Source organism: Pseudoruegeria sp. SHC-113 (assembly GCF_025376885.1).
Lineage (GTDB): Bacteria > Pseudomonadota > Alphaproteobacteria > Rhodobacterales > Rhodobacteraceae > Pseudoruegeria.
In genome coordinates, this window is the sequence record NZ_JAHUBR010000001.1 from 1765211 (window position 1) to 1786434 (window position 21224).

Sequence of the window (21224 nt, forward strand, 5' to 3'; positions counted from 1 at the left end):
CATGGGGAAATTCGACATCTTCGACACGATCGACGCCCTGCGCCGCAAGGGCCATCCCTTCTGCGTCGCCACCGTGGTGCGCACGGCGGATGTGACTTCGGCCAAGGCCGGGGCCAAGGCGGTGATCACCGATCAGGGCGAGATCATCGGCCATCTGGGCGGGGCCTGCGTGCAGCGCGCGGTGAAAACCGCCGGTGTGGCGGCGATTGAAAGCGGCGATCCGGCGATGATTCGGGTAAAGCCGAGCGACAAGGTCGTTTCGCTGGTGGATGAGGACGGCGCACAGGTGTTCAAGAGCGGCTGCCCATCGGGCGGCACCGTGGATCTGCTGATCGAGCCCTTCGCCCCGCCGCCGATGCTGGTGATCTTCGGCAACACGCCCATCAGCCGCGCCGTGGCCGCCCATGGCGATCTGGCGGGCTACCGGGTGGTGGTGCCTGAGGCGATGGAGTTTTCGGGCGCGCACGCCCGTTTCGAAGGCTGCGATCTGGCGGGTTTGAACCTTGCAGCGCGCGATTTCGTCGTGGTCGCCAGCCAGGGCGCGCAGGATCTGGCAAGTTTGCGGGCTGCTCTCGAAAGCCCCGCGCGTCGCGTCTCCATGGTGGCCTCCCGCCGCAAGGCCGAGGCGCTGAAGGGCAAGCTGGCAGCGGAAAGCTTCCCGGCAGAGAAGATGGCGCGGCTGAAATCGCCCGCCGGGCTGGATCTGGGCGGGGTCGACCCGCAGGAGATCGCGCTCTCTGTCATGGCCGAGATCATCCAGTGGCGCAACGCCGACAAACACATCACAGAGGAGGCCCCCCATGAGCACAGCGCTTGAAAAACTGCGCCGCCTGATCGCGCCCGCGAAGCCGCCTTCAGACCCCGCCCCCAAACCCAAGATGACCGAGGCCGAGCGGGCAGAGATGCTGCTCGCTGCCTTCCCGAAATGTTGCTGACACCCCTTCACGAAAGAGCGCCAAGCCCATGGAACTGAAAGACGAAATCTTCATCAACGCCCCGAAAGCGACGGTCTATGCCGCGCTGAACGATCCCGAGATCCTGAAAGAGTGTATTCCGGGCTGCGAGGAACTGACCCAGCATTCGCCCACGGAACTGGAGGCCAAGGTCGTGCTCAAGATCGGCCCCGTGAAGGCGAAATTCGGTGGCAATGTCACGCTCGACACCGCAGGCGCACCGGATGCCTTCAGCCTGACGGGCGAAGGGCAGGGCGGCGCGGCCGGCTTTGCCAAGGGCGGCGCGGATGTGACGCTAACCGAGCAGGAGGGCGGCACGCTGCTGGCCTACGAGGCCAAGGCCGAAATCGGCGGCAAAATCGCCCAGCTCGGCAGCCGCCTCATTCAGGGCACGGCCAAGAAGCTCTCGGCCAAGTTCTTTGAAAGCTTTGCCGAGAAAGTGGGTGAGCGCGAGGAGGCGTAAGGGCGAGGGGCCTTGACGCCCCTTGTCGCCCCTCTGCGGCTCTGGCAGGTTTGCGGTGAACAGCACCAAGCGAGCCTGCCATGCGCCTTCTGGACCCGAACCACCCCTTCTTCCGCCCCGCATGGCGGCGCTACCTGATGGTGGCCGTGCCCTTCGCCTGGGCCGGGGTGGAAGCCTATAACGACCAGATGATCTGGGCCTATCTCTTCGCGGCCATCGGGGGCTATTGCCTCTGGCACCTCGTGCTCGCCTACAAGCCGGACGACGAGGCCTAAGCCTCGCCCAGATCCACCGGCTGCCCGGTTTCGCGCGACAGGCTCGCCGCATCGGCCAGCAATTGCGCGCGCAAACCGTCTTCGATGCTCGGGTTGGGCGGGGTGCCTTCCGTGACGCAAGCCACGAAGGCGCGCATCTCGGCCAGATAGGCCTGCCCGTAGCGCTCAAGGAAGAAATGCTGCGCCGGGGCGCGGGCAAAGCCGGTTTCCGTGGCCAGTTCCACCGTGGTTTCAAGCTGGTTTTCGGCCCGCAGCATCCCCTTTTCGCCATGGGCTTCGATGCGCTGATCATAGCCATAGGCGGCGCGGCGGGAGTTGGAGATCTGGCAGATCCGCCCGCTCTCAGTGGTCAGGATCACGGCGGCCGTATCCACATCGCCCGCCGCGCCGATCTCGGGGTCAACCAGCGACGCGCCGACAGCGTGCAGCCGGGTGAATTCCTCGCCCATCAGGAAGCGCGCCATGTCGAAATCATGGATCATCATGTCCCGAAACAGCCCGCCGGAGCGCGCGATATAGGAGACAGGCGGCGGGGCGGGGTCACGGCTGGTGATGGTCAGAAGCTCCACTTGGCCGATGGTGCCTTCCCGGATGCGCGCTTGAAGCGCGGCGAAACTGGGATCAAAGCGGCGGTTGAAGCCGGTCAGGAAGGGCACGCCCGCAGCCTTGACCGCCTTCATGCAGGCGCGGATGTTCTTGACCGACATGTCGATGGGCTTTTCGCAGAAGATCGCCTTGCCGGCGGCGGCCGCGCCGTGGATCAGGTCGAAGTGGGTGTCTGTCGGCGTGCCGATCACCACCGCATCCACATCCGGGGCCGTCAGAATGGTCTCGGCAGCGCGCACCTCTGTGCCGTGCTCCGCGGCCAGCGCCTCTGCCGCCGCCGGAATGGCATCGGCCACCGCCACCACAGCCGCGCCCTTCAGCCGCGCGATGCTGCCCGCATGGACCTGCCCGATGCGGCCACAGCCCAGAATACCGATACGTATCACCATGCTCATGCTCTCCCCGAGGTGCCCATGCTCTGAAACACCTTCCGGGTGGCTTCAGCAACGGGATCAATGGTTTCTTTCAGGATCGTGACGCGGTCAAACCTGCTTGGGTCGGCGTTCACCGCCGTCCGCAGCGCCGCGCCGAAGGCCTGCCGCAGCTCGGTGCCGATGTTGAACTTGCAGATGCGCGAGCCCGCCGCCAGCGCGGTGCGCTGCGCGTAAGGCACACCGGAGCCGCCGTGGATCACCAAAGGCACCTGCGTCACCGCCTCGATCGCGCGGATGCGGGCCTCATCCAAACCGCCGTCGTCGTCCGTCTGCAGATGCACATTTCCGACCGAAATCGCCATGGCGTCCACGCCGGTTTCCCGCGCGAATTGCGCGGCTTCCGCAGGATCGGTGCCGGCGGAGTTTTCGCCGCCGGAGTAGCCCACGAAGCCGATCTCCCCCTCGCAGGAGATGCCATGGGCGCGCGCCAAAGCCACCACTTCGCCCGTCTCCGCGATATTCTGCGCTAGAGGTTTGCGCGAGCCGTCATACATCAGCGAGGTGAAGCCGCTCTCGGCCGCGATCCGGCAATCTTCCAGCGTGTAGCCGTGGTCCAGATGGATCACCACCGGCACGCTGGCGGCCTCGGCCAGATTGCGAAACATCGCGCCCAGCACCGGCAGCGGCGTGTGTTCGCGGCAGGAGGGCCCGGCCTGCAAGATCACCGGCGCGCGTTCGGCCTCGGCGGCGGCCACATAGGCGCGCATGTCTTCCCAGCCAAGGCAGACGAGCCCCGGCACGGCGTAGCCCTCACGCAGCGCGGGGGCGAGCACCTCTGAAAGGGTGGCAACAGTCATCGGTAGAGTGCCTTTCGCGGCAGATGGGTCATTTAAACTTGGCAACCATATCCATGATGCCGGGGATCGTGTGCAGCTGTTCGGCGTGGGTGGGCTGGAAGAACTGCTTGAGCGAGCGCTGGCTCTGGCCGCCGAGGATGGTGAAATAATACATCTCGTAGCCGGGCAGGGCGCAGCAGGGGTGATAGCCCTTGTCGATCAGCACGGTGGAGCCATCGACAATGTGGTAGGCGTCGCCCGGTTCATTGTCCACGCGCTGCAGCATCTGCAGGCCGGAGCCGTAGTCGGGCTTGAAGCGGAAGTTGTAGCATTCGTCATGCCGCGTTTCGATCAGTTCGCCCGCGTCATCGCGCCGGTCGGTATCATGCTTGTGGGAGGGAAAGCCGGACCAGCCGCCCGCACCCACGGTAAAAAGCTCGCTCACCAGCAGCCGCCCGACGCGGTCATGATGCGCCGCGCCAAGGATGTGCTTGATCTTGCGGTGGGTTTTCGTGTCGTCCGAGCCGTATTGCACCAGATCAAGCTCCGGCGTGCGCACGGCGAAGGGTTTGAGCGTCTCGGCGAATTTCGCCCCTGCGATGAAGACCTCGGTGTCGGTCTGCGCGGTGATGCGGCAGCCGGTATCAGTGGGCACGTAGACGCCTTCCGGATCGCCGTCCCACACATCCTTGCCCCGGTTGCCGATGCCTGCAAAGCTCTCGCCCGCGCACGCGACGGTGACGGTGCCCGTGGCGGGGACCACGCAGGTTTCATAGCCCTTCAGGCGGTAGTCGAAATGCTCGCCCGCGCGCAGCTTGACGATGTTGAAGTAGACGTAGGGCACATGGGCGTCGTCCTCGGCCACGATGGCGCGGTTTTCGTTGTTGAACGGGGCGATATGCATGGCGGGCTCCTGTCAGGCGGCCGTGGGGCCGGCGTGGGATGTGAGGAAATCGGAAAGCTCTTGCCGGGTCGGCATGGCCGGGGCGCAGCCGACGCGGGCCACCACCATGGCCGCCGCCGCAGAGCCCTGCAGCACGGCCTCGCGCACCGGCAGGCCCTCGGCCAGCCCGGAGACAAACCCGCCCATGAAACTGTCACCCGCGCCCGTGGGCTTGAGCGCTTCGGTACGGAAGATCCCGGTCTGGAATTCGCCCTCCGGCGTGATGGTGATCGCGCCTTTCTCGCCCATCTTGTAGACGGCGATCTTCGCGCCCTCGGCCACAAGCTGGCGTGCCTTCTCAAGCCCTTTGTCGTAATCGCCGGCCATGAAGCCGAACTCGGTGTCATTGCCCACGATCACGTCGCACATCGCGCCTGCGCGGGAGTAGACATCCGCCGCCACCTCAGCAGAGGGCCAGGAATAGGGGCGGTAGTCCACGTCGAAAATCAGCGGCAGGCCTGCGGCGCGGGCCAGTTCGAACCCTTTGAAGGCGGCCGAGCGCGAGGGCTCGGCGGCGAAGACGGTGCCGGTGGTGATCAGCGCGTTGTAGCGGCTGTAGTCCACGGCCTCCACGTCCGCTTGCGTCATCTCGAAATCGGCGGCGCCGTTGCGGTAGATGACACTCTGGTGATCCTCGATCGTGGTTTCTACGACGGCGAGCGAATTGCGCGCCTCCCCGCCCACCGGGCGCACATGCTGCGCGCCGATGCCGTAGCGGGCCAGCTCATTGGTGGCGAAGCGGCCGATGGCGTCATCTGACACACAGGTCACCAGATCTGCCGCGCCGCCCAGCTTGCAGATCGCCACGCCGATGTTGGCCGAGGAGCCGCCAAGGCAGGCGAAAAACTGGGTGGCGTGTTCTGTCTTGGTGCCGGGCGGGTCGGGGTAGAAATCCATCCCCGCGCGGCCGATGATCACGAAGCGGTTGCCCGAAAGCTGCATCCTCACACCCCCCGGCGCTGCTTGGCGCGGCTGGCTTCGATCTCGGCGTGTTTCTCGCGCACTTTTTCGCTTTCCGACACCTCCGGCGTGCCGACCTCCCACCAGGTGTGGCCTTCGGTCGTCCAGCCATCGTAAGCGTCGACATTCATCACGATCACGCTCGTTTTCTCCGCCGCCTTGGCGCGGTTGAAGGCCTCCGCCAGCTCCGCCGGGTTGGCGACGGTTTCCGTCGCCGCGCCCATCGAGGCCGCATGCGCGGCGAAATCCACCGCGAAGGGTTCGGGCACCGTGGGGCAATCGGCGATGAGGTTGTTGAAGCTTTCGTTGCCGGTGTTGTTCTGCAGCTTGTTGATCACCGCGAAGCCGCCGTTGTCCAGCACGAGGATGATCAGCTTTTTGCCCGTCAGAACAGAGGAGTAGACGTCGCTGTTCATCAGCAGGTAAGAGCCGTCGCCGGTGAAGACGATGGTGTCCTGATCCGGCTCGCTCTCGGCCTGCGCGATGCGTGCACCCCAGCCGCCTGCGATCTCGTAGCCCATGCAGGAGAAGCCAAATTCCACGTCCACCGTGCCAATTTCCAGCGTGCGCCAGTTGGCGGTGACTTCCGCCGGAAGCCCGCCCGCCGCCGCGACAACGCGGTCCCGCGGATCGCAGAGCGCGTTCACCACGCCAATGGCCTGTGCATAGGAGTTGGGGCGGTTGCCGGGGGCCACGTTCTGCGCCACGTAGGCATCCCATTTCTCCCGCTCGGCTTGCGCCTGACTCAGACAGCTCTCCGGGGCCGCATAGCCCGAAAGCGCCTCCCCAAGCGCGGTGAGCGCCAGTTTGGCGTCGCCCACCACGGGCAGGCTCATGTGTTTCATCGCGTCATGGCGGCCCACGTTGAGGCCGATGAGCCGGGCGTCGGGCGCGAAAGCCGTCCAGCTGCCAGTGGTGAAATCTTGCAGCCGCGTGCCGACCGCCAGCACCACGTCTGCCTCTTCGGCGATGGCATTGGCGCTGTCCGATCCCGTCACGCCGAGGGGGCCGATGTTGAGCGGATGGGTGGCCAGCATGTTGGCGCGGCCCGCGATGGTTTCCACCACGGGGATGCCATGGGCCTCGGCAAAGGCGGTCAACTCGGCCACCGCACCGGAATATTGCACGCCGCCGCCTGCGATGATCATCGGGCGTTTGGCGGCTTTCAGGAGGGCGGCGGCATCAGCGATTTCTGCCGCATCCGGGGCCTGACGTCGGATGCGGTGCACCCTGCGGGCAAAGAAGCTTTCGGGGTAATCATAGGCCCAGCCCTGCACGTCCTGCGGCAGGCCGATGAAGGCGGGGCCGCAATCGGCCGGATCCAGCATCGTCGCCAGCGCCGCCGGAAGCGACTGGATGATCTGCGCCGGATGCGTGATGCGATCCCAGTAGCGCGTCACGGCGCGGAAGGCGTCATTCACGCCGAGCGTCGGATCGCCGAAGTGTTCGAGCTGCTGCAACACGGGATCGGGCAGGCGGGTGATGAAGGTATCGCCGCAGAGCATGAGCATCGGCAGGCGGTTGGCGTGCGCCAGCGCGGACGCGGTGAGCAGGTTTGCCGTGCCGGGGCCGGCGGAGGCGGTGCAGAACATGAAGCGGCGGCGCAGGTGGTATTTTGCGTAAGCCGCTGCGGCAAAGCCCATGCTCTGCTCGTTCTGGCCCCGGTAAAGCGGCATTTCTGCCTGCACCGGGTAGAGCGCCTCGCCGAGGCAGGGCACGTTGCCATGGCCGAAAATGCCGAAACCGCCGCCGCAGATGCGGGTTTCGACGCCGTCGATCTCGATGAACTGGTTCATCAGGAAGCGCACGATGGCCTGCGCGGTGGTGAGCCGAATGGTCGGGGTCATGGAGCCTCCCTGCCCGAAAGTGGTCTGCCGCCCGGATCGGTGCGCCTGTGTGCGGGCCGTTCGAAATGGCGGTTGCGGTGTGTCGAGACTCAGGATACAAATTTTGCAACCGGTTGCAATAGTCGCGTTGAGCGGCGCTGCAACAGGGCTGCTGAAAGCGCCTGTTCAAGGGGGGATCAGTAGCTGAATTGAGCGGCAGGCGAGGGAGAGCGCGGATGCCAGAGCAGCGAAAAGAGATCGGAATCGGCCTCATCGGCGGCGGCTATATGGGCAAGGCCCATGCGGTGGCGTTTTCGGCCGTGGGGGCGGTGTTTGACACCGCGCTGCGGCCTCGGTTGGAGGTGATCGCGGCTGGCTCTCCCGAATCGGCGGAATCTTACCGGCGGGCCTTCGGCTTTGCCCGCGCCGCCACTGACTGGCAGGCGCTGGTGGCCGATCCAGCTGTGGAGGCCGTGGTGATCGCTTCCCCACAAACCACCCACCGCGCGATTGCCGAGGCCGCCTTTGCCGCTGGGAAGCCCGTGTTCTGTGAAAAGCCGCTGGGGGCCTCCATCGCCGATGCCGAGGCCATGGTGGCCGCTGCCGAAGAGGCTGGCCTGCCCAATATGATCGGTTTCAACTACGTGCGCACCCCCGCCACGCGCTTCGTGCGCGATCTGCTGGCCGAGGGCGCGATTGGCGATGTCGTCTGGTTCCGGGGCGAGCACACCGAGGATTTCCTCGCCGATGCGCAAGCCGAGGCCAACTGGCGCTGCCGGGGGCGGGCCAATGGCACGATGGGCGATCTTGCCCCCCATATGATCAACTGCGCCCGCGCGCTGATGGGCGAGATCACCACGCTCAGCGCCCAGATCGAGACCGTTCACCCAACGCGCCCCGGCGCGGATGGCCCGATGCAAGTGGACAATGACGATCAGGGCCAGATGATGGTGCGCTTTGCCAATGGCGCTTCGGGGCATCTGTTTTTCAGCCGCGTCGCCACGGGGCGCAAGATGGGCTATGCTTATGAAATCCATGGCACAAAAGGCGCGATCCGCTTTGATCAGGAGGATCAGAACGCGATCTGGCTCTACCGCGCGGAAGGGCCTGAGGCCACGCGCGGCTTCACAAAGATTCTGACGGGCCCGGCTCACCCCGATTACCTGCCATTTTGTCAGGGGCCGGGGCATGGCACCGGCTATCAGGATCAGATCATCATCGAGGCGCGGGATTTTCTGGAGGCCATTGCAACGGGTGCGCCCGTCTGGCCGACGTTCCGCGAAGGGCTCGCCGTGGCCCGTGTCATCGAAACCGCCTTCGCCTCGGCCTCTGATGGCCGCTGGCACACCGTCCCACAAGCGTGAAAGGTTCCCGCTCATGACGATCCGCATCGGCAATGCGCCCTGTTCCTGGGGTGTCGAATTCGCCAATGATCCTCGCAACCCGCCCTGGCGGCAGGTGCTGAAAGACTGTGCCGATGCCGGCTACAAAGGCATCGAACTGGGCCCCGTGGGCTATATGCCGGAGGACCCGGCGGTGCTGGCCGAAGCGCTGGCCGAGCATGATCTCACGCTGATCGGCGGCGTAGTTTTTCGTGCGTTTCATGATGAAAATCAATGGGATGACGTGCTTGACGGCGCGGTGCGCACCTGCAAGGCGCTCGTCGCCCATGGCGCACAGCACCTTGTTCTGATCGATTCCATCTCCCCGCGCCGCGCCCTCACGGCGGGCCGCGCCGAGGCCGCCGAGCAGATGGGCCCGGAGGAATGGGCCGCTTTCCGCGATCGCATCGCCCATGTGGCCAGGATCGGCGCGCAGGAGTATGGCCTCACCGTGGGCATCCACGCCCATGCGGCCGGTTTCATGGATTTCGAGCCCGAACTTGAGCGCCTGCTGAACGAGGTGCCCGAGGACATCCTGAAAATCTGCTTTGACACCGGCCACCACTCCTATGCGGGCTTCGATCCGGTGGCCTTCATGAAGCGCCATGTGAATCGCATTTCCTACATGCATTTCAAAGACATCGACCCGAAAGTGAAAGCGGATGTGATCGCGAAAGGCACCGGGTTCTACGACGCCTGCGGGCAAGGGATCTTCTGCAACCTCGGGCAGGGTGATGTGGATTTCCCGCAGGTCCGCCAGATCCTGCTGGACGCTGGCTTTGAAGGCTGGTGCACCGTGGAGCAGGATTGCGATCCGACGCTGGACGTCTCCCCCATCACGGATGCGCGCGCCAACCGCGAGTATCTGGAAAGCATAGGTTTTTAAGAGGGTTACAGGATGAAGCTCAACTGGGGAATGATCGGGGGAGGCGAAGGCTCCCAAATCGGCCCGGCGCACCGCTTGGGCGCGCAGGCCGATGGCAATTTCACCCTCGCCGCCGGCGCGCTGGACGTGGATGCGGCGCGCGGCAAGGCCTACGCGCAGCGCCTCGGCGTGGCGGCGGACCGGGCCTATGGCAATTGGCAGGAGATGCTGGACGGTGAGCGGAGCCGGGACGACAAGGTCGATCTGGTGACGGTCGCCACGCCGAACTCCACACATTTCGAGATCACCAAGGCGTTTCTGGAAGCGGGCTTCCACGTGCTCTGCGAAAAGCCGATGACGATGACGGTGGAAGAGGGCGAGGAGATCCTGAAAGTGGCCCGCAAGACGGGCAAGATCTGCGCGGTGAACTACTGCTATTCGGCCTATCCGATGGTGCGCGAGATGCGTGAGATGGTGCGCAAGGGTGAGATCGGCAAGGTGCGGCTCGTGGTGACGAACTTCAGCCACGGCCACCACGGCGATGCGGCGCAGGCCGACAATCCGCGCGTGCGCTGGCGCTATGATCCGGCGATGGCGGGCGTGTCGGGGCAGTTTGCCGATTGCGGCATCCACGCGCTGCATATGGCGAGCTTCATCACCGGCGATCAGGTGCGCGAGCTTTCGGCGGATTTCGCCTCCACGATCCCGTCGCGCGTGCTGGAGGATGACGCGATGGTCAACTTCCGCATGGAGGGCGGCACCGTGGGGCGGCTGTGGTCCTCTTCGGTGGCGATTGGCCGCCAGCACGGGTTCGACATTCAGGTGTTCGGCGAGACAGGCGGGCTCCGCTGGGCCTCGGAGCAGCCCAATCAGGTCTATTACACGCCGCTGAACGGGCGCACGCAGATCATGGAGAAGGGCGAGGCGGGGCTGTCGGATGAGGCCGGGCGGCTGAGCCGGGTGGCGATTGCGCATCCCGAAGGCTTCCCGCTGGCGGTGGCCAATATCTACCTCGATCTGGCGGCCGTGATCCGGGGCGAAAGCCGCGATGGGCTGCCGGGGGCTGAAGACGGCCTGCGCTCCATGGCGGCGGTGCATGCCTGCGTGGAGTCTGCGAAAGGTCGGGGGACATGGGTGGACGCCCGCCCGCCGATGCTGCGCTGAGGTTTGAGCGGTAAGCGTCCGACCGGGTGGGCGCGGAACGCGCCCGCCGTGGGGCGGGCGGACGCGTGCCTGTCGCTGGCGCGACAGGCCAGTAGGGTCAAATCACCAGTTGCCGCAACGTGCCCCGCTCAACCACGCGGCACGGGAAAAGCCGCGTTTCGGGGTGGCGGTCGGGGCGCTCGATGGTGCCGACCACCAGCTCGATCGACGCGCCGATGATCTCGGCGATGGGCTGGCGGATCGTGGTGAGATCGATGTTCTGCCAGCCCGCCATTTCCATGTCATTGAGCCCGATCACGCCCACATCCTGCGGCACGCGAAGGCCCGACTCCCGGATCGCGCTCAGCGCGCCGATGGAGAGCACGTCGTCGCCGCAGAAATAGGCCTCTGCTGGATCCTCCATCAGCCGCTTGATCATCTCCACGCGGCCTGCGTCAAAGGAATAGGCACTCGCGTAGCTCATGGAGACCTCGACCTCTGGGTGCTCGCGCAACGCGCCGAAGAAGCCGCGCGCCCGGTCTTGTGTGGAGGTCGCGGTTTCCGGGCCGCCCAGGAAGGCCACGCGCTTGTAGCCCCGCGCCATCAGCGTTTCGGCGGCCATGCGCCCGCAGGCGACGTTGTCGATCCCCACCACATGGACGTTGGGGCTGGTGGAAAACCGCCCGAAGGAATGCACCACCGGCACGCCAGCTGTCTTGAAGCCCTCTGCAAAGCTCGGGGGCAGGGTGGAGGAGGCCACGATCACCCCGTCCACCGAGTATTGCCGCAGCATCCGGATCGAGGTTTCGGGATCGGTTTCATTGGAGAGGTTTACGAGCAGGGGGCGCAGGCCGCGCTCTTGCAGGCCACGGGTGAAGCGATCAAAAACCTCAAGAAAAATAGGGTTGTGGAAGTTGTCCGACACAAGCCCGATCAGCTTGGTGCGCCCCGTGGTGAGCGAGGAGGCCAGCGCGTTGGGGCTGTAACCCAACTCGCTGGCGGCTTTCTCGACCTTGGCGCGGGTGCGGGCCGAAACCGAGGCCCCCTCGGTGAAGGTGCGCGAGACGGCGGAGCGGGAAACGCCAGCCTTTTCAGCAACATCCTTGAGTGTGACGGCCATGAAGCCCCGCCTTTCTGCCCGGTTTCTTTCCCTCCCTATAGCGCAAGGGGCGGGCAGGGTCAGGAGAAATTGTGAAATGGGTATTTGCAACCGGTTGCAAAAAATTCGATTCGGGCGTAGGGTTTGACGTGAGGTGAAGCGGGTAGGCACCCGCCACCGGACCGGCCCGTAAAGGGCCCTTTGACATGTTTGGGAGGACATAATGAAGACATTCGTTAAGACACTGGCCGTCACCGCCGTTGCTGCCGCGACGCTGGCCGGTGGCACGGTGGCCTCTGCCGAGGGCGAGAAATACGTGCTCGTGAGCCACGCGCCGGATTCCGACACCTGGTGGAACACCATCAAGAACGGCATCGCGCTGGCCGGGGAGCAGGTGGGCGTCGAGGTCGAGTACCGCAACCCGCCGACGGGCGACATCGCCGACATGGCGCGCATCATCGAGCAGGCCGCCGCCTCGCAGCCCGATGGCATCATCACGACGCTCGCCGATTTCGACGTGCTCAAGGGCCCGATCATGAACGCGGTCGATCAGGGCATCGACGTGATCATCATGAACACCGGCACCCCGGAGCAGGCCCGCGAAGTGGGCGCGCTGATGTATGTGGGCCAGCCCGAGTACGACGCCGGTTTTGCCGCTGGCCAGCGTGCCAAGGGCGAGGGCGTCACCAAGTTCCTCTGCGTGAACCACGCCATCCAGCAGCCCACCGTGGGCGAGCGCTGCCGCGGCTACGCCGACGGGCTTGGCATCGAGCTGGGCGACGCGATGATGGATTCCGGCACCGACCCGGCCGAGATCAAGAACAAGGTCATGGCCTATCTCTCCGCCAATGAAGACGTAGACGGCATCCTGACGCTGGGCCCTGTCTCGGCTGATCCGACGATCGCGGCGCTGAACGAAATGGGCATCGCGGGCGATATCCACTTCGGCACCTTTGACCTTGGCGAGGAGATCGTGAAGGGCATCAAAGACGGTACTATCATGTGGGGCATCGACCAGCAGCCCTTCCTGCAGGCCTACCTGCCGGTCGTCGTTCTGGCGAACTGGGATCGCTACGGCGTGCTGCCGGGCAACAACATCAACTCCGGCCCCGGCTTCGTCACCGCTGACGGGCTGACCAAGGTCGAGATGTTCGCGGGCGAGTTCCGCTGATAATACCGGGCGCCGCCGGGTAAGGCGGTGCCCCCACGATAGGGGCGGGCCGCGCCATGTGGCCCCCCGCATCCACCCCACGATACATTCCTACCGAAAGGACTCGAGATGGCTGATCTGGCCACGAACGAGGACGAACGGGTCAAGGCCATCCCTGCCTGGCGTCGGGCGCTGATCCGCCCCGAGCTGGGCGGGATCTGTGGCACCGTGATCGTGTTCGTCTTCTTTATGCTCACCGCCTCCAGCAGCGGCATGTTCGCCCCGCAGGGCATCATGAACTGGACGCTGGTTTCGGCCCAATTCATGATCATCGCTGTGGGCGCCTGCCTTTTGATGATCGCGGGCGAGTTCGATCTTTCGGTGGGCTCCATGATCGGCTTCTCCGGCATGATGATCGCCGTCTTTGGCGTGGTGCTGGGCTGGCCGATGTGGATCGCCATCCTGATTTCCTTCGCCATCGCCGTGGCCATCGGCGCGCTCAACGGCTGGATCGTGATCCGCACGGGCCTGCCGAGCTTCATCGTCACGCTGGCCTTCCTTTTCATCCTGCGCGGCTTCACCATTTACATCCCGCAGACGCTGGAGAGCAAAACCATCATCGGCGGCATTCGGGACGCGGCGGAAGGCGATTGGCTCGCGCCGATCTTCGGCGGCAAGATCCTGACGGGGTTCTTCCAATGGCTGGGCGACATCGGCGTGATCGAGACCTTCACCCGCGGCAACCGCCAGGGCGAACCGGTGGTCGATGGGCTGCCGATGCTCGTGGTCTGGGCACTGATCCTGATCATCTTCGGCCATATCCTTCTGACACGCACGCGCTTTGGCAACTGGATCTTCGCCTCCGGCGGCGATGCCGAGGCCGCGCGCAATTCCGGTGTGCCGGTGAACAAGGTCAAGATCCTGATGTTCATGTTCACCGCCTTCTGCGCGACCGTTTTCGCCACCTGTCAGGTGATGGAGTTCGGCTCTGCGGGCGCGGACCGGGGCCTTCTGAAGGAGTTTGAGGCCATCATCGCCGTGGTCATCGGCGGCGCATTGCTGACGGGGGGCTATGGCTCTGTGATCGGGGCCGCCCTTGGGGCGCTGATCTTCGGCGTGGTGCAGCAGGGGCTGTTCTTCGCCGGGGTGGAAAGCTCGCTGTTCCGGGTCTTCCTTGGCCTGATCCTTCTGGGGGCTGTGGTTCTGAACACCTACATTCGCCGCATGATCACGGGGGAGCGCTGAGATGAACACGCGAACAACCCATGCGCCCATCATCGAGATGAAGAACATCGAGAAGCATTTCGGCAGCGTGATCGCGCTGGCGGGCGTCTCGGTGGAGATCTATCCGGGCGAGTGCCACTGCCTTTTGGGCGACAATGGCGCCGGGAAATCCACCTTCATCAAGACGATGTCGGGCGTGCACAAGCCCACCCACGGCGAGATCGTGTTCGAAGGCAAGCCGATGCATTTCGAGGATCCGCGCGACGCGATCGCGGCGGGAATTGCGACGGTGCACCAGCATCTGGCAATGATCCCGCTGATGTCGGTGAGCCGGAACTTCTTCATGGGCAATGAGCCGGTGAAGAAGCGCTTCGGCATCCCCTTCTTCGATCACGCCTACGCCGATCAAGTGACGATGCAGGAGATGCGCGCCATGGGCATCAACCTGCGCGGCCCCGATCAGGCGGTCGGCACGCTCTCGGGCGGCGAACGCCAGACGGTGGCCATCGCCCGCGCGGTGCATTTCGGCGCGAAGGTGCTGATCCTTGATGAGCCGACCTCGGCCCTCGGCGTGCGCCAGACGGCCAATGTGCTCGCCACCATCGACAAGGTGCGCAAGCAGGGCATCGCGGTGGTGTTCATCACCCACAACGTGCGCCACGCGCTTGCGGTGGGGGATCGCTTCACCGTGCTGAACCGGGGCCAGACGCTGGGCACCGCGCAGCGCGGCCAGATCACGCCTGAAGAGCTGCAGGACATGATGGCCGGCGGGCAGGAGATGGTGGCGCTGGAAGGCTCGCTGGGCGGGACCGTCTGATGGCGGACCTCTTGCGCAAGCCCTTGGGCCAAACCGGGCGCACCCATGCGATCACGCCAGAGGCGGCGGGCTGGGGCTATGTGGGTTTCGATCTCTGGCGGCTCGCCGCCGGGGAAGAGGCCAGCGGCCAGCTTGACGGGCGCGAGGCGATCCTCGTGCTTGTCGAGGGCCGCGCGCAGCTCACCGCCGATGGACAGGACTTCGGCGAGATGGGGGAGCGGATGGACGTTTTCGAACGCCTCGCGCCCCATTGCCTCTATGTGCCTGCCGGGGCGGACTGGGCGGCGACAGCAACCACGGGCTGTACGCTTGCGGTGTGCAGCGCACCGGCCAAACCGGGCCGCGCCGCGCAAGTGCTGGGGCCTGCGGGCATCACGCTTGAAACCCGCGGGGAGGGGGCCAACACCCGCTACATCAACAACATCGCCATGGAGGGGCGCGATGTGGCCGAGAGCCTGCTGGTGACGGAGGTCTTCACGCCGGCGGGCAACTGGTCCTCCTATCCGCCGCACCGCCATGACGAGGATGATTTCCCGCGCATCACCTATCTGGAAGAGACCTACTACCACCGGCTCAACCCGCCGGATTGCTTTGGCGTGCAGCGGGTGTTCACCGATGATCTGAGCCTCGATGAAACCATGGCGGTTTCGGATCAGGACGTGGTTCTGGTGCCGCGCGGCCATCACCCCTGCGCCGCGCCCTACGGGGTCGAGATGTACTACCTTAACGTCATGGCCGGCCCGCGCCGGAACTGGCGTTTCCAGATGCACCCGGCCTTTGCCCATATGGGCTGAGGCCGCGCGCACTCCTCCACACGCGGATCAACAGCCTGCGGGCTGTCGCGCACCTGCCGGGCCGCCCCCAACGGTCCGGCATTTTTTTGTGGGGCTTTGTGCGGGGCACTCCCGGCTTTTCACCGTAGGCGGCCTGCCAGCGGGCTATTCCCACCACGGATCGATGGCGGCGATTTCATCGTCGCTCCAGCCGAAATGGTGGGCGAACTCATGCACCACCACATGGGCGATCAGATCGTCCAGCGCCACATCGCCCCGGCTGCGCCATTCGTCCAGAATGGGCTCGCGGAAGATCCACACGACATCGGGCATCGGCGCGATGTCCTCCACGCTTTTCTCGGTGATCGGGACGCCCTCGTAGAGCCCTGTCAGATCCAGCGGATCCTGGATACCCAGATCGCGCAGCATATCGGGCTCGGGCCAGTCGGCCACATGCAGCCGCACCGCTTGGGCGGCGGCCTGAAACGGGGCGGGCAGGGTGGCCAGCGTGGCGCGCGCGGTGCGCTCGAAGTAATCCAGATCGATCTGCATGGGGGAGGTATGGCCGCTGCCGCCGGTCAAGGGAAGCGCCCTTCTGCCTGAAGGCGGGAAATCGAGATTTGTAACGTGGCGATGAATTGCGGATGAAGGTTTCACGAAGATTGTGTGACAGGGCAAAACCGCCTATTCCTGCGGCAAAATGAAAACCGATAGACCGGGGACAGAGATGTCGGACAACAAATTCGATCCGGGCCACCTTGAGACGCTGGACCGCGATCTCGGGCGGCTGAATGCGGCCGAGACGGCCATGGGCTATGTGGCGCGCCCCATGGTGGCGCCGGGCATTGCTCTGGTGTTCATCGTTCTGGCCGGGCTGCTGGCCGCGATGATGATGGGCGGCACCACGAGCGGCGTCGTGATCGCCATCGCCGCCGTGTTCGGCGCTTACATGGCGCTCAACATCGGGGCCAACGACGTGGCCAACAACATGGGCCCCGCCGTGGGCGCCAATGCGCTTTCCATGGGCGGCGCGATCCTGATCGCCGTCGTTTTCGAAAGCGCCGGTGCATTGATAGCTGGGGGGGACGTTGTCTCGACCGTGGCCAAGGGGATTGTCGATCCCGAGGCGGCGGGCTCGCCGCAGGTGTTCATCTGGGCAATGATGGCGGCGCTTCTTTCTGCGGCGCTTTGGGTGAACCTCGCCACATGGATCGGCGCGCCGGTCTCCACCACGCATTCGGTCGTGGGCGGAGTGATGGGCGCTGGCATCGCCTCGGCGGGGTTTGCGGCAGTGAACTGGCCCACGATGGCCGCGATTGCCGCCAGCTGGGTGATCTCGCCCGCGCTTGGCGGCTTGATCGCAGCCGGTTTCCTGTGGTTCATCAAGGAACGCATCATCTACCAGGACGACAAGATCGCCGCCGCCCGCCGCTGGGTGCCGGTGCTGGTGGGGATCATGGCCGGGGCCTTCACGACCTATCTGGCGCTGAAAGGCATCAAGAAGCTGATCAAGATCGACTTTGGCACCGCGCTGCTGATCGGTGCCGTGGTGGGGCTGATCGCCTGGCAGATCTTGCGTCCGGTGATCCGGCGGCAGTCCGAGGGGCTGGAGAACCGCAACAAATCGCTGAAAACACTCTTTGGTATCCCGCTCGTTGTCTCCGCGGCCTTCCTCAGCTTCGCCCATGGCGCAAACGACGTGGCCAATGCGGTGGGGCCGCTGGCCGCTATTGTGCACGCCTCACAGGCGGGCGGGCTTGATGCGGCCATCAGCATTCCCTTCTGGGTCATGCTGATCGGGGCCTTCGGGATTTCCTTCGGGCTGTTCCTCTTCGGGCCCAAGCTGATCCGCCTCGTGGGCAGCCAGATCACCAAACTCAACCCGATGCGCGCCTTCTGCGTGGCGCTTTCGGCGGCAATCACGGTGATCGTGGCCAGCTGGCTGGGCCTGCCGGTGTCCTCCACCCATATCGCGGTGGGCGGCATCTTCGGCGTGGGTCTGTTCCGGGAATGGTACGCCGAGCGCCGCATCATTCAGGCGCGTGTGGACATCCCCGAGGTGCCCGCCCCGGCCAAGGGCGAACGCCAGCGCCGCAAGCTCGTGCGCCGCAGCCACCTGCTGACAATCGCGGCGGCCTGGGTGATCACGGTGCCTGCCGCAGCGATCCTTTCGGCGATGCTGTTTTTCCTGATCCAGTTCATCGTCGGCTAAACCCACCGGCCTCCGCTACCGGCGGGGGCTGGTAATACTTAGCGGGCGCGGGCCGTTTCGGCGTCGCGCCCGAGCTGGGCCAGAAGGGCGGCCAGCTCGTCCTCGCGCACGCGTTTAGCAGCGGCCTTCACCGAGAACCACTTGCGCTTGCGCTGCCCGCTTTCCTTCCAGTTCGCCATCAGCTCTTCCACCAGCAGCGGGTAGACCCGCACCCGTGCGCGCAGCTTGCGCCCGCCGCGCAGGCGCTTTCGGTAGTGGAAACTGCCAAGGGATTGCGGACAGATCAGCCCCAGCGCGCCGGCTTCTTCCTGCGCTTCGATATGGGCGGCGGCCCAGGGCGTTTCGCCCTTCATCTGCCAGCCCTTCGGAATCACCCACCGCCCGCTGTCACGGGTGGTGACCATCAGAACCTTCACCTTGCCGGATTTCGTCGTGCGGATCGGCAGCGCAGCCACCTGCAGGGCGCGCTTTTCGGCCTTCCTTTTCTTCTTCTTTTCAGCCTTTTTCAGGGCCTTCTTGCCGGATGTGTCCTTGGCCATGGTGCCTGCCCCAGAGTTTGCCGGATCGTGCCAGAACCGCCGCCCGTGGCGGGGCTGCGGCCTTGGTGAAAACGCTAGCGGAGAGGCCGCCGCCCCGACAAGCCTTTTGTGACGCAGCGCCCCCCCCCTGGCGCGGCCCTCAGAGCGGCTTGTTCTTCTTGGCGCGTGTGCGCAGGGCCTTTTGCTTCTTGGGCTTGCGTTTGAGCATTCGCATCAGGTCGGAAAGCTGGTCTTCGTGGACTAGCTTGGCGGCCTGCTTGACGGAAAACCACTTCCGCTTGCGCTCGCCATCCTCTTTCCACGTCTTGTCGAGCGTCTCGACAACCATGGGGTAGACTTGCACATCGGTGGGCAGGTGGTGGCCGTCCTCAAGCTGCTTGCGGTAGCGGAACTTGCCCAGCGGCTCCTTGTGGATATACCCGCGCGCCCCGGCTTCCTCATGGGCCTCGATCGAGGCCGCCTGATGATCGGATTTGCCGTCCATCCGCCAGCCCTTGGGCAACACCCAGCGGCCCGTGTCGCGGGAGGTGACGAGCAGGATCTCCAGCTTGCCATCCTCTGTCCAGCGCACAGGAAGAGCGGCGACCTGACGGCCCTTGCCGGCTTTCTTCAGCCTGCTGATCTTTTTCTTGTTCATAATCTGCGCGACAGCCTGCCGGTGGGAGAATTGCGCGCCAACTTAGGTAGAGGGACGGGCGGGTGCAAGCCACAGAGCGGGCCGTGGTTGCGCGCAGTGGCGGTACGGCGCTTGCGCCCCGCGCAGCCCGCTCTGGCCGTCGGGTCTATGAGCTGTCTAAACTCTGTCACGGGCTCTCAAAGGTTGGGATCGGATCACCAGCCCGAAGCGCCCCGCTAACAGCAGGGAGGGCCGCCGATGAGTGGTTTTGATGAGGATCTGTTCCTGAAAGGGCTGGCGCAGCGCAAGGCGACGCTGGGCGCTGAGTATGTCGAGTAGAACCTCGCCGCGGCGAATGAGTTCACGCGGCCTTTTCAGGAGGCCATGACGGCCTGGTGCTGGGGCTTTGGCTGGGGCGACGAGGTGATCGACGCGAAAACGCGCTCGATGATGAACCTCGCCATGATCGGCGCGCTGGGGCGGATGCACGAGTGGGAAATCCACTGCCGGGGCGCAGTGACCAACGGCGTCAGTCGCGAGGAAATCCGCGCGATCATCCATGTGGTCGGGATCTACTGCGGCGTGCCGATGGCGCTGGAGTGCTTCCGCGTGGCGCGCAAGGTGCTTGAGGAGGGCTGAACTGAGCCCTCTGTTTTGTTGGGCGATGCCCCGGTCAGCGGGCGCTGTGGTCCACGCAGATCTCGCTGGCGTCCTGCGCCGAGAGCGCGACGTTCAGCAGCCCGCAACGTGGCCCGGCGGCAGTGGTTTCATGGTGGCGGCAGGTGGCGCAGAGGCCAAAGCCGCGCATCTCGCGGGCCTCCAGCATGCTGCGGGCCAGCGCTGCGAGTGCTTCGCCAAGCGCTTGCGCCGCCGGTTCCGGCAAGGCGCTCACGGCGGCGTCAAACCCCCGCTGCCGGGCGAGCATCTCCTGCCCCTTCGGCGTGACACTGTAGCTGATGCTGCGCCTGTCCGACGGGTCCGCCTCTTCCGCGACGAGCCCTTTGCGGTCCAGCGCTTTCAGCGTCTGGGAGGCGGTGCCGCGGGTTGTACCAAGGTATTCGGCCACCACGGAAGGCTTCCGCGAGAAGCGGTTGGCGCGCGCAAGATAGCCAAGGGCGGCGCTTTGGGCGGGGTTCAGATCCTCCGCCCATTCCTCGGAGGCCATCACCCGCGCAATGCGTTCGATCAGGCTACGCAGCTCCTGCGCTGTCGGGTTTGGGCCGTGGTGTGTCATCGGGCGTCCTGGTGTCTGGCGGTTTTGGTCTGCGCTGAGTGAAACGGAAAAGGGTTTTGGTGTCGAGTCGAAATTACCTCTTGATTAAAGATAGCGACTCGCTACTAGTTAGGCGCATCCTAACCTTTGATTTGGAGAAACCGATGTCTCGTTCTTTCTACCCACGCGCGTTTTGCCTCGCTGCGGCCACAGCCCTTGCCACCACGGCCGCTTAGGCCGGGGGCGGCGCGGCGGGCCATGCCCATCATGCGGTGCATCAGGCCGGGGCGGTGCAGTCTGCCGCCGACCCGGCGCAGCCCGCCGCCTTCGACATTCTCGCCGCCCATGTGCACCGCACGGGCCATACCGTCACCTTCCACATGACAACCCACGGCACGGCGGGCGCGGACATTCCGCAAGCCGGGGGTGGCCTCGCTGGCGCGCGCGTCTGGTCCTACGTCTGGCCGACCTCGCTGGACCCCTCCGTCGTGGGCTTTGAGGCCGGGGCCGGGATCCATGCCATGGCGGCCACCAGCCACCCGGATTTCGACGACACCCCGCTGTTTGACGAAAACCGCGATGGCGACACCGGCAATGATGGCGGGGTCTGGCACAGCCATTGGGTCGTTCTGGCCCCGACGCCCGAATGCGGGGTAGGCGCGCTGGCGGTGAAGGACATCCCCGAAGGCACGACCCCGCCGCTGCCGCTGACATGGCCGGGGGTGCCGGTGTTGCTGGACAGCCCGGGCTACACGCCGGTGTTCGACGGGCCGGAAATCACGGTGAACGCCGTTGTGGCGGGCGGGGCAGAAGGGGCCGCCTTCGATGGCGTGACGGCGGCGCTGCGGGTGAACGGCGATCTCCACGCGCCGCTGCTCTGCGTCACCGATGTGTTCGACATCGCCTCGGGCGATCTGAGCCTGCCGGGCCGCGTCGACTAGGCCGAACCCTCAGG

23 protein-coding genes and 1 pseudogene are annotated in these 21224 nt (G+C 65.3%); 14 read left to right on the top strand and 10 right to left on the bottom strand.

Annotation, left to right across the window (positions count from 1 at the left end):
- The first annotated feature begins 1 nt into the window (after nt 1).
- The 4 genes from KVX96_RS08785 to KVX96_RS08800 all read left to right on the top strand — a co-directional run bounded on the left by KVX96_RS08785 (nt 2) and on the right by KVX96_RS08800 (nt 1691).
- Nucleotides 2-817 carry an XdhC family protein gene (locus tag KVX96_RS08785; RefSeq protein ID WP_261194002.1) on the top strand — a complete coding sequence of 272 codons (816 nt, stop codon included), beginning with the start codon at nt 2-4 and terminating at the stop codon, nt 815-817.
- Complete coding sequence (locus KVX96_RS08790) at nt 801-935, top strand: hypothetical protein (RefSeq protein WP_261194003.1); 135 nt, start codon at nt 801-803, stop codon at nt 933-935. The genes KVX96_RS08785 and KVX96_RS08790 overlap by 17 nt, the downstream gene beginning before the upstream one ends.
- A 28-nt stretch (nt 936-963) precedes the next feature.
- Nucleotides 964-1416, top strand: coding sequence for an SRPBCC family protein (locus tag KVX96_RS08795; RefSeq protein WP_261194005.1), 453 nt, complete (start codon nt 964-966; stop codon nt 1414-1416).
- Nucleotides 1417-1496: 80 nt separating this feature from the next.
- Nucleotides 1497-1691 (top strand): hypothetical protein, encoded by a 195-nt coding sequence (locus KVX96_RS08800; RefSeq protein ID WP_261194006.1) that lies wholly within the window; start codon nt 1497-1499, stop codon nt 1689-1691.
- Here the strand turns inward: KVX96_RS08800 and iolG are convergent.
- The 5 genes from iolG to iolD are packed head-to-tail and all read right to left on the bottom strand — an operon-like array spanning nt 1688 to nt 7257.
- Nucleotides 1688-2683, bottom strand: coding sequence for an inositol 2-dehydrogenase (gene iolG / locus KVX96_RS08805; RefSeq protein WP_261195410.1), 996 nt, complete (start codon nt 2681-2683; stop codon nt 1688-1690). The genes KVX96_RS08800 and iolG overlap by 4 nt on opposite strands.
- A 5-nt stretch (nt 2684-2688) precedes the next feature.
- On the bottom strand, nt 2689-3528 hold the full coding sequence (locus KVX96_RS08810; RefSeq protein WP_261194008.1) for a class II fructose-bisphosphate aldolase: 840 nt from the start codon (nt 3526-3528) through the stop codon (nt 2689-2691).
- A 28-nt stretch (nt 3529-3556) separates the two neighbouring features.
- The gene (locus KVX96_RS08815; RefSeq protein WP_261194009.1) at nt 3557-4411 is read right to left on the bottom strand and encodes a 5-deoxy-glucuronate isomerase; all 855 of its coding nucleotides are present in this window, start codon (nt 4409-4411) and stop codon (nt 3557-3559) included.
- Between the two features lie 12 nt (nt 4412-4423).
- A complete protein-coding gene (gene iolC / locus KVX96_RS08820; RefSeq protein WP_261194011.1) occupies nt 4424-5392 on the bottom strand; it encodes a 5-dehydro-2-deoxygluconokinase in 969 nt (322 codons plus the stop codon).
- A 2-nt stretch (nt 5393-5394) separates the two neighbouring features.
- Nucleotides 5395-7257 carry a 3D-(3,5/4)-trihydroxycyclohexane-1,2-dione acylhydrolase (decyclizing) gene (gene iolD, locus KVX96_RS08825; protein WP_261194013.1) on the bottom strand — a complete coding sequence of 621 codons (1863 nt, stop codon included), beginning with the start codon at nt 7255-7257 and terminating at the stop codon, nt 5395-5397.
- Between the two features lie 215 nt (nt 7258-7472).
- Between iolD and KVX96_RS08830 the strand changes: the two genes are divergently transcribed.
- From KVX96_RS08830 to KVX96_RS08840, 3 genes are read left to right on the top strand one after another with little or no spacing between them, the layout of a single operon-like run.
- On the top strand, nt 7473-8600 hold the full coding sequence (locus KVX96_RS08830; RefSeq protein ID WP_261194015.1) for a Gfo/Idh/MocA family protein: 1128 nt from the start codon (nt 7473-7475) through the stop codon (nt 8598-8600).
- A gap of 13 nt (nt 8601-8613) precedes the next feature.
- Nucleotides 8614-9504, top strand: coding sequence for a sugar phosphate isomerase/epimerase family protein (locus KVX96_RS08835; protein WP_261194017.1), 891 nt, complete (start codon nt 8614-8616; stop codon nt 9502-9504).
- Nucleotides 9505-9516: 12 nt separating this feature from the next.
- On the top strand, nt 9517-10647 hold the full coding sequence (locus KVX96_RS08840) for a Gfo/Idh/MocA family protein (RefSeq protein ID WP_261194018.1): 1131 nt from the start codon (nt 9517-9519) through the stop codon (nt 10645-10647).
- Between the two features lie 97 nt (nt 10648-10744).
- Here KVX96_RS08840 and KVX96_RS08845 read toward each other — a convergent pair whose 3' ends face one another.
- Nucleotides 10745-11746 (bottom strand): LacI family DNA-binding transcriptional regulator, encoded by a 1002-nt coding sequence (locus tag KVX96_RS08845; protein WP_314733103.1) that lies wholly within the window; start codon nt 11744-11746, stop codon nt 10745-10747.
- A gap of 202 nt (nt 11747-11948) precedes the next feature.
- On the opposite strand from KVX96_RS08845, the gene KVX96_RS08850 reads away from it, so the two are divergent.
- The 4 genes from KVX96_RS08850 (at nt 11949) to iolB (ending at nt 15710) form a co-directional block, all read left to right on the top strand.
- Nucleotides 11949-12896, top strand: coding sequence for a sugar ABC transporter substrate-binding protein (locus tag KVX96_RS08850; RefSeq protein ID WP_261194020.1), 948 nt, complete (start codon nt 11949-11951; stop codon nt 12894-12896).
- A 108-nt stretch (nt 12897-13004) separates the two neighbouring features.
- Nucleotides 13005-14120 carry an ABC transporter permease gene (locus KVX96_RS08855; RefSeq protein ID WP_261194021.1) on the top strand — a complete coding sequence of 372 codons (1116 nt, stop codon included), beginning with the start codon at nt 13005-13007 and terminating at the stop codon, nt 14118-14120.
- 1 nt (nt 14121) lies between these two features.
- On the top strand, nt 14122-14916 hold the full coding sequence (locus tag KVX96_RS08860; RefSeq protein WP_261194022.1) for an ATP-binding cassette domain-containing protein: 795 nt from the start codon (nt 14122-14124) through the stop codon (nt 14914-14916).
- The gene (gene iolB / locus KVX96_RS08865; RefSeq protein ID WP_261194023.1) at nt 14916-15710 is read left to right on the top strand and encodes a 5-deoxy-glucuronate isomerase; all 795 of its coding nucleotides are present in this window, start codon (nt 14916-14918) and stop codon (nt 15708-15710) included. Before KVX96_RS08860 ends, iolB begins: the two co-directional genes overlap by 1 nt.
- Before the next feature lie 144 nt (nt 15711-15854).
- Here the strand turns inward: iolB and KVX96_RS08870 are convergent, their stop codons facing one another.
- The gene (locus KVX96_RS08870; protein WP_261195411.1) at nt 15855-16241 is read right to left on the bottom strand and encodes a metallopeptidase family protein; all 387 of its coding nucleotides are present in this window, start codon (nt 16239-16241) and stop codon (nt 15855-15857) included.
- A 175-nt stretch (nt 16242-16416) separates the two neighbouring features.
- On the opposite strand from KVX96_RS08870, the gene KVX96_RS08875 reads away from it, so the two are divergent.
- Entirely contained in the window at nt 16417-17901 is a 1485-nt protein-coding gene (locus tag KVX96_RS08875) for an inorganic phosphate transporter (protein ID WP_261194024.1), read from the top strand.
- A 38-nt stretch (nt 17902-17939) separates the two neighbouring features.
- On the opposite strand, the gene KVX96_RS08880 is transcribed toward KVX96_RS08875, so the two are convergent.
- On the bottom strand, nt 17940-18440 hold the full coding sequence (locus KVX96_RS08880) for an NUDIX hydrolase (RefSeq protein ID WP_261194025.1): 501 nt from the start codon (nt 18438-18440) through the stop codon (nt 17940-17942).
- Between the two features lie 139 nt (nt 18441-18579).
- On the bottom strand, nt 18580-19077 hold the full coding sequence (locus KVX96_RS08885; RefSeq protein ID WP_261194027.1) for an NUDIX hydrolase: 498 nt from the start codon (nt 19075-19077) through the stop codon (nt 18580-18582).
- A gap of 237 nt (nt 19078-19314) precedes the next feature.
- Here KVX96_RS08885 and KVX96_RS08890 point away from each other — a divergent pair.
- A pseudogene (locus tag KVX96_RS08890) lies at nt 19315-19695 on the top strand (carboxymuconolactone decarboxylase family protein).
- A gap of 34 nt (nt 19696-19729) precedes the next feature.
- On the opposite strand, the gene KVX96_RS08895 reads toward KVX96_RS08890, so the two are convergent.
- Nucleotides 19730-20290 (bottom strand): MarR family winged helix-turn-helix transcriptional regulator, encoded by a 561-nt coding sequence (locus tag KVX96_RS08895; RefSeq protein WP_261194028.1) that lies wholly within the window; start codon nt 20288-20290, stop codon nt 19730-19732.
- 269 nt (nt 20291-20559) lie between these two features.
- On the opposite strand from KVX96_RS08895, the gene KVX96_RS08900 reads away from it, so the two are divergent.
- A complete protein-coding gene (locus tag KVX96_RS08900; protein WP_261194029.1) occupies nt 20560-21210 on the top strand; it encodes a hypothetical protein in 651 nt (216 codons plus the stop codon).
- Nucleotides 21211-21224: the final 14 nt, after the last annotated feature.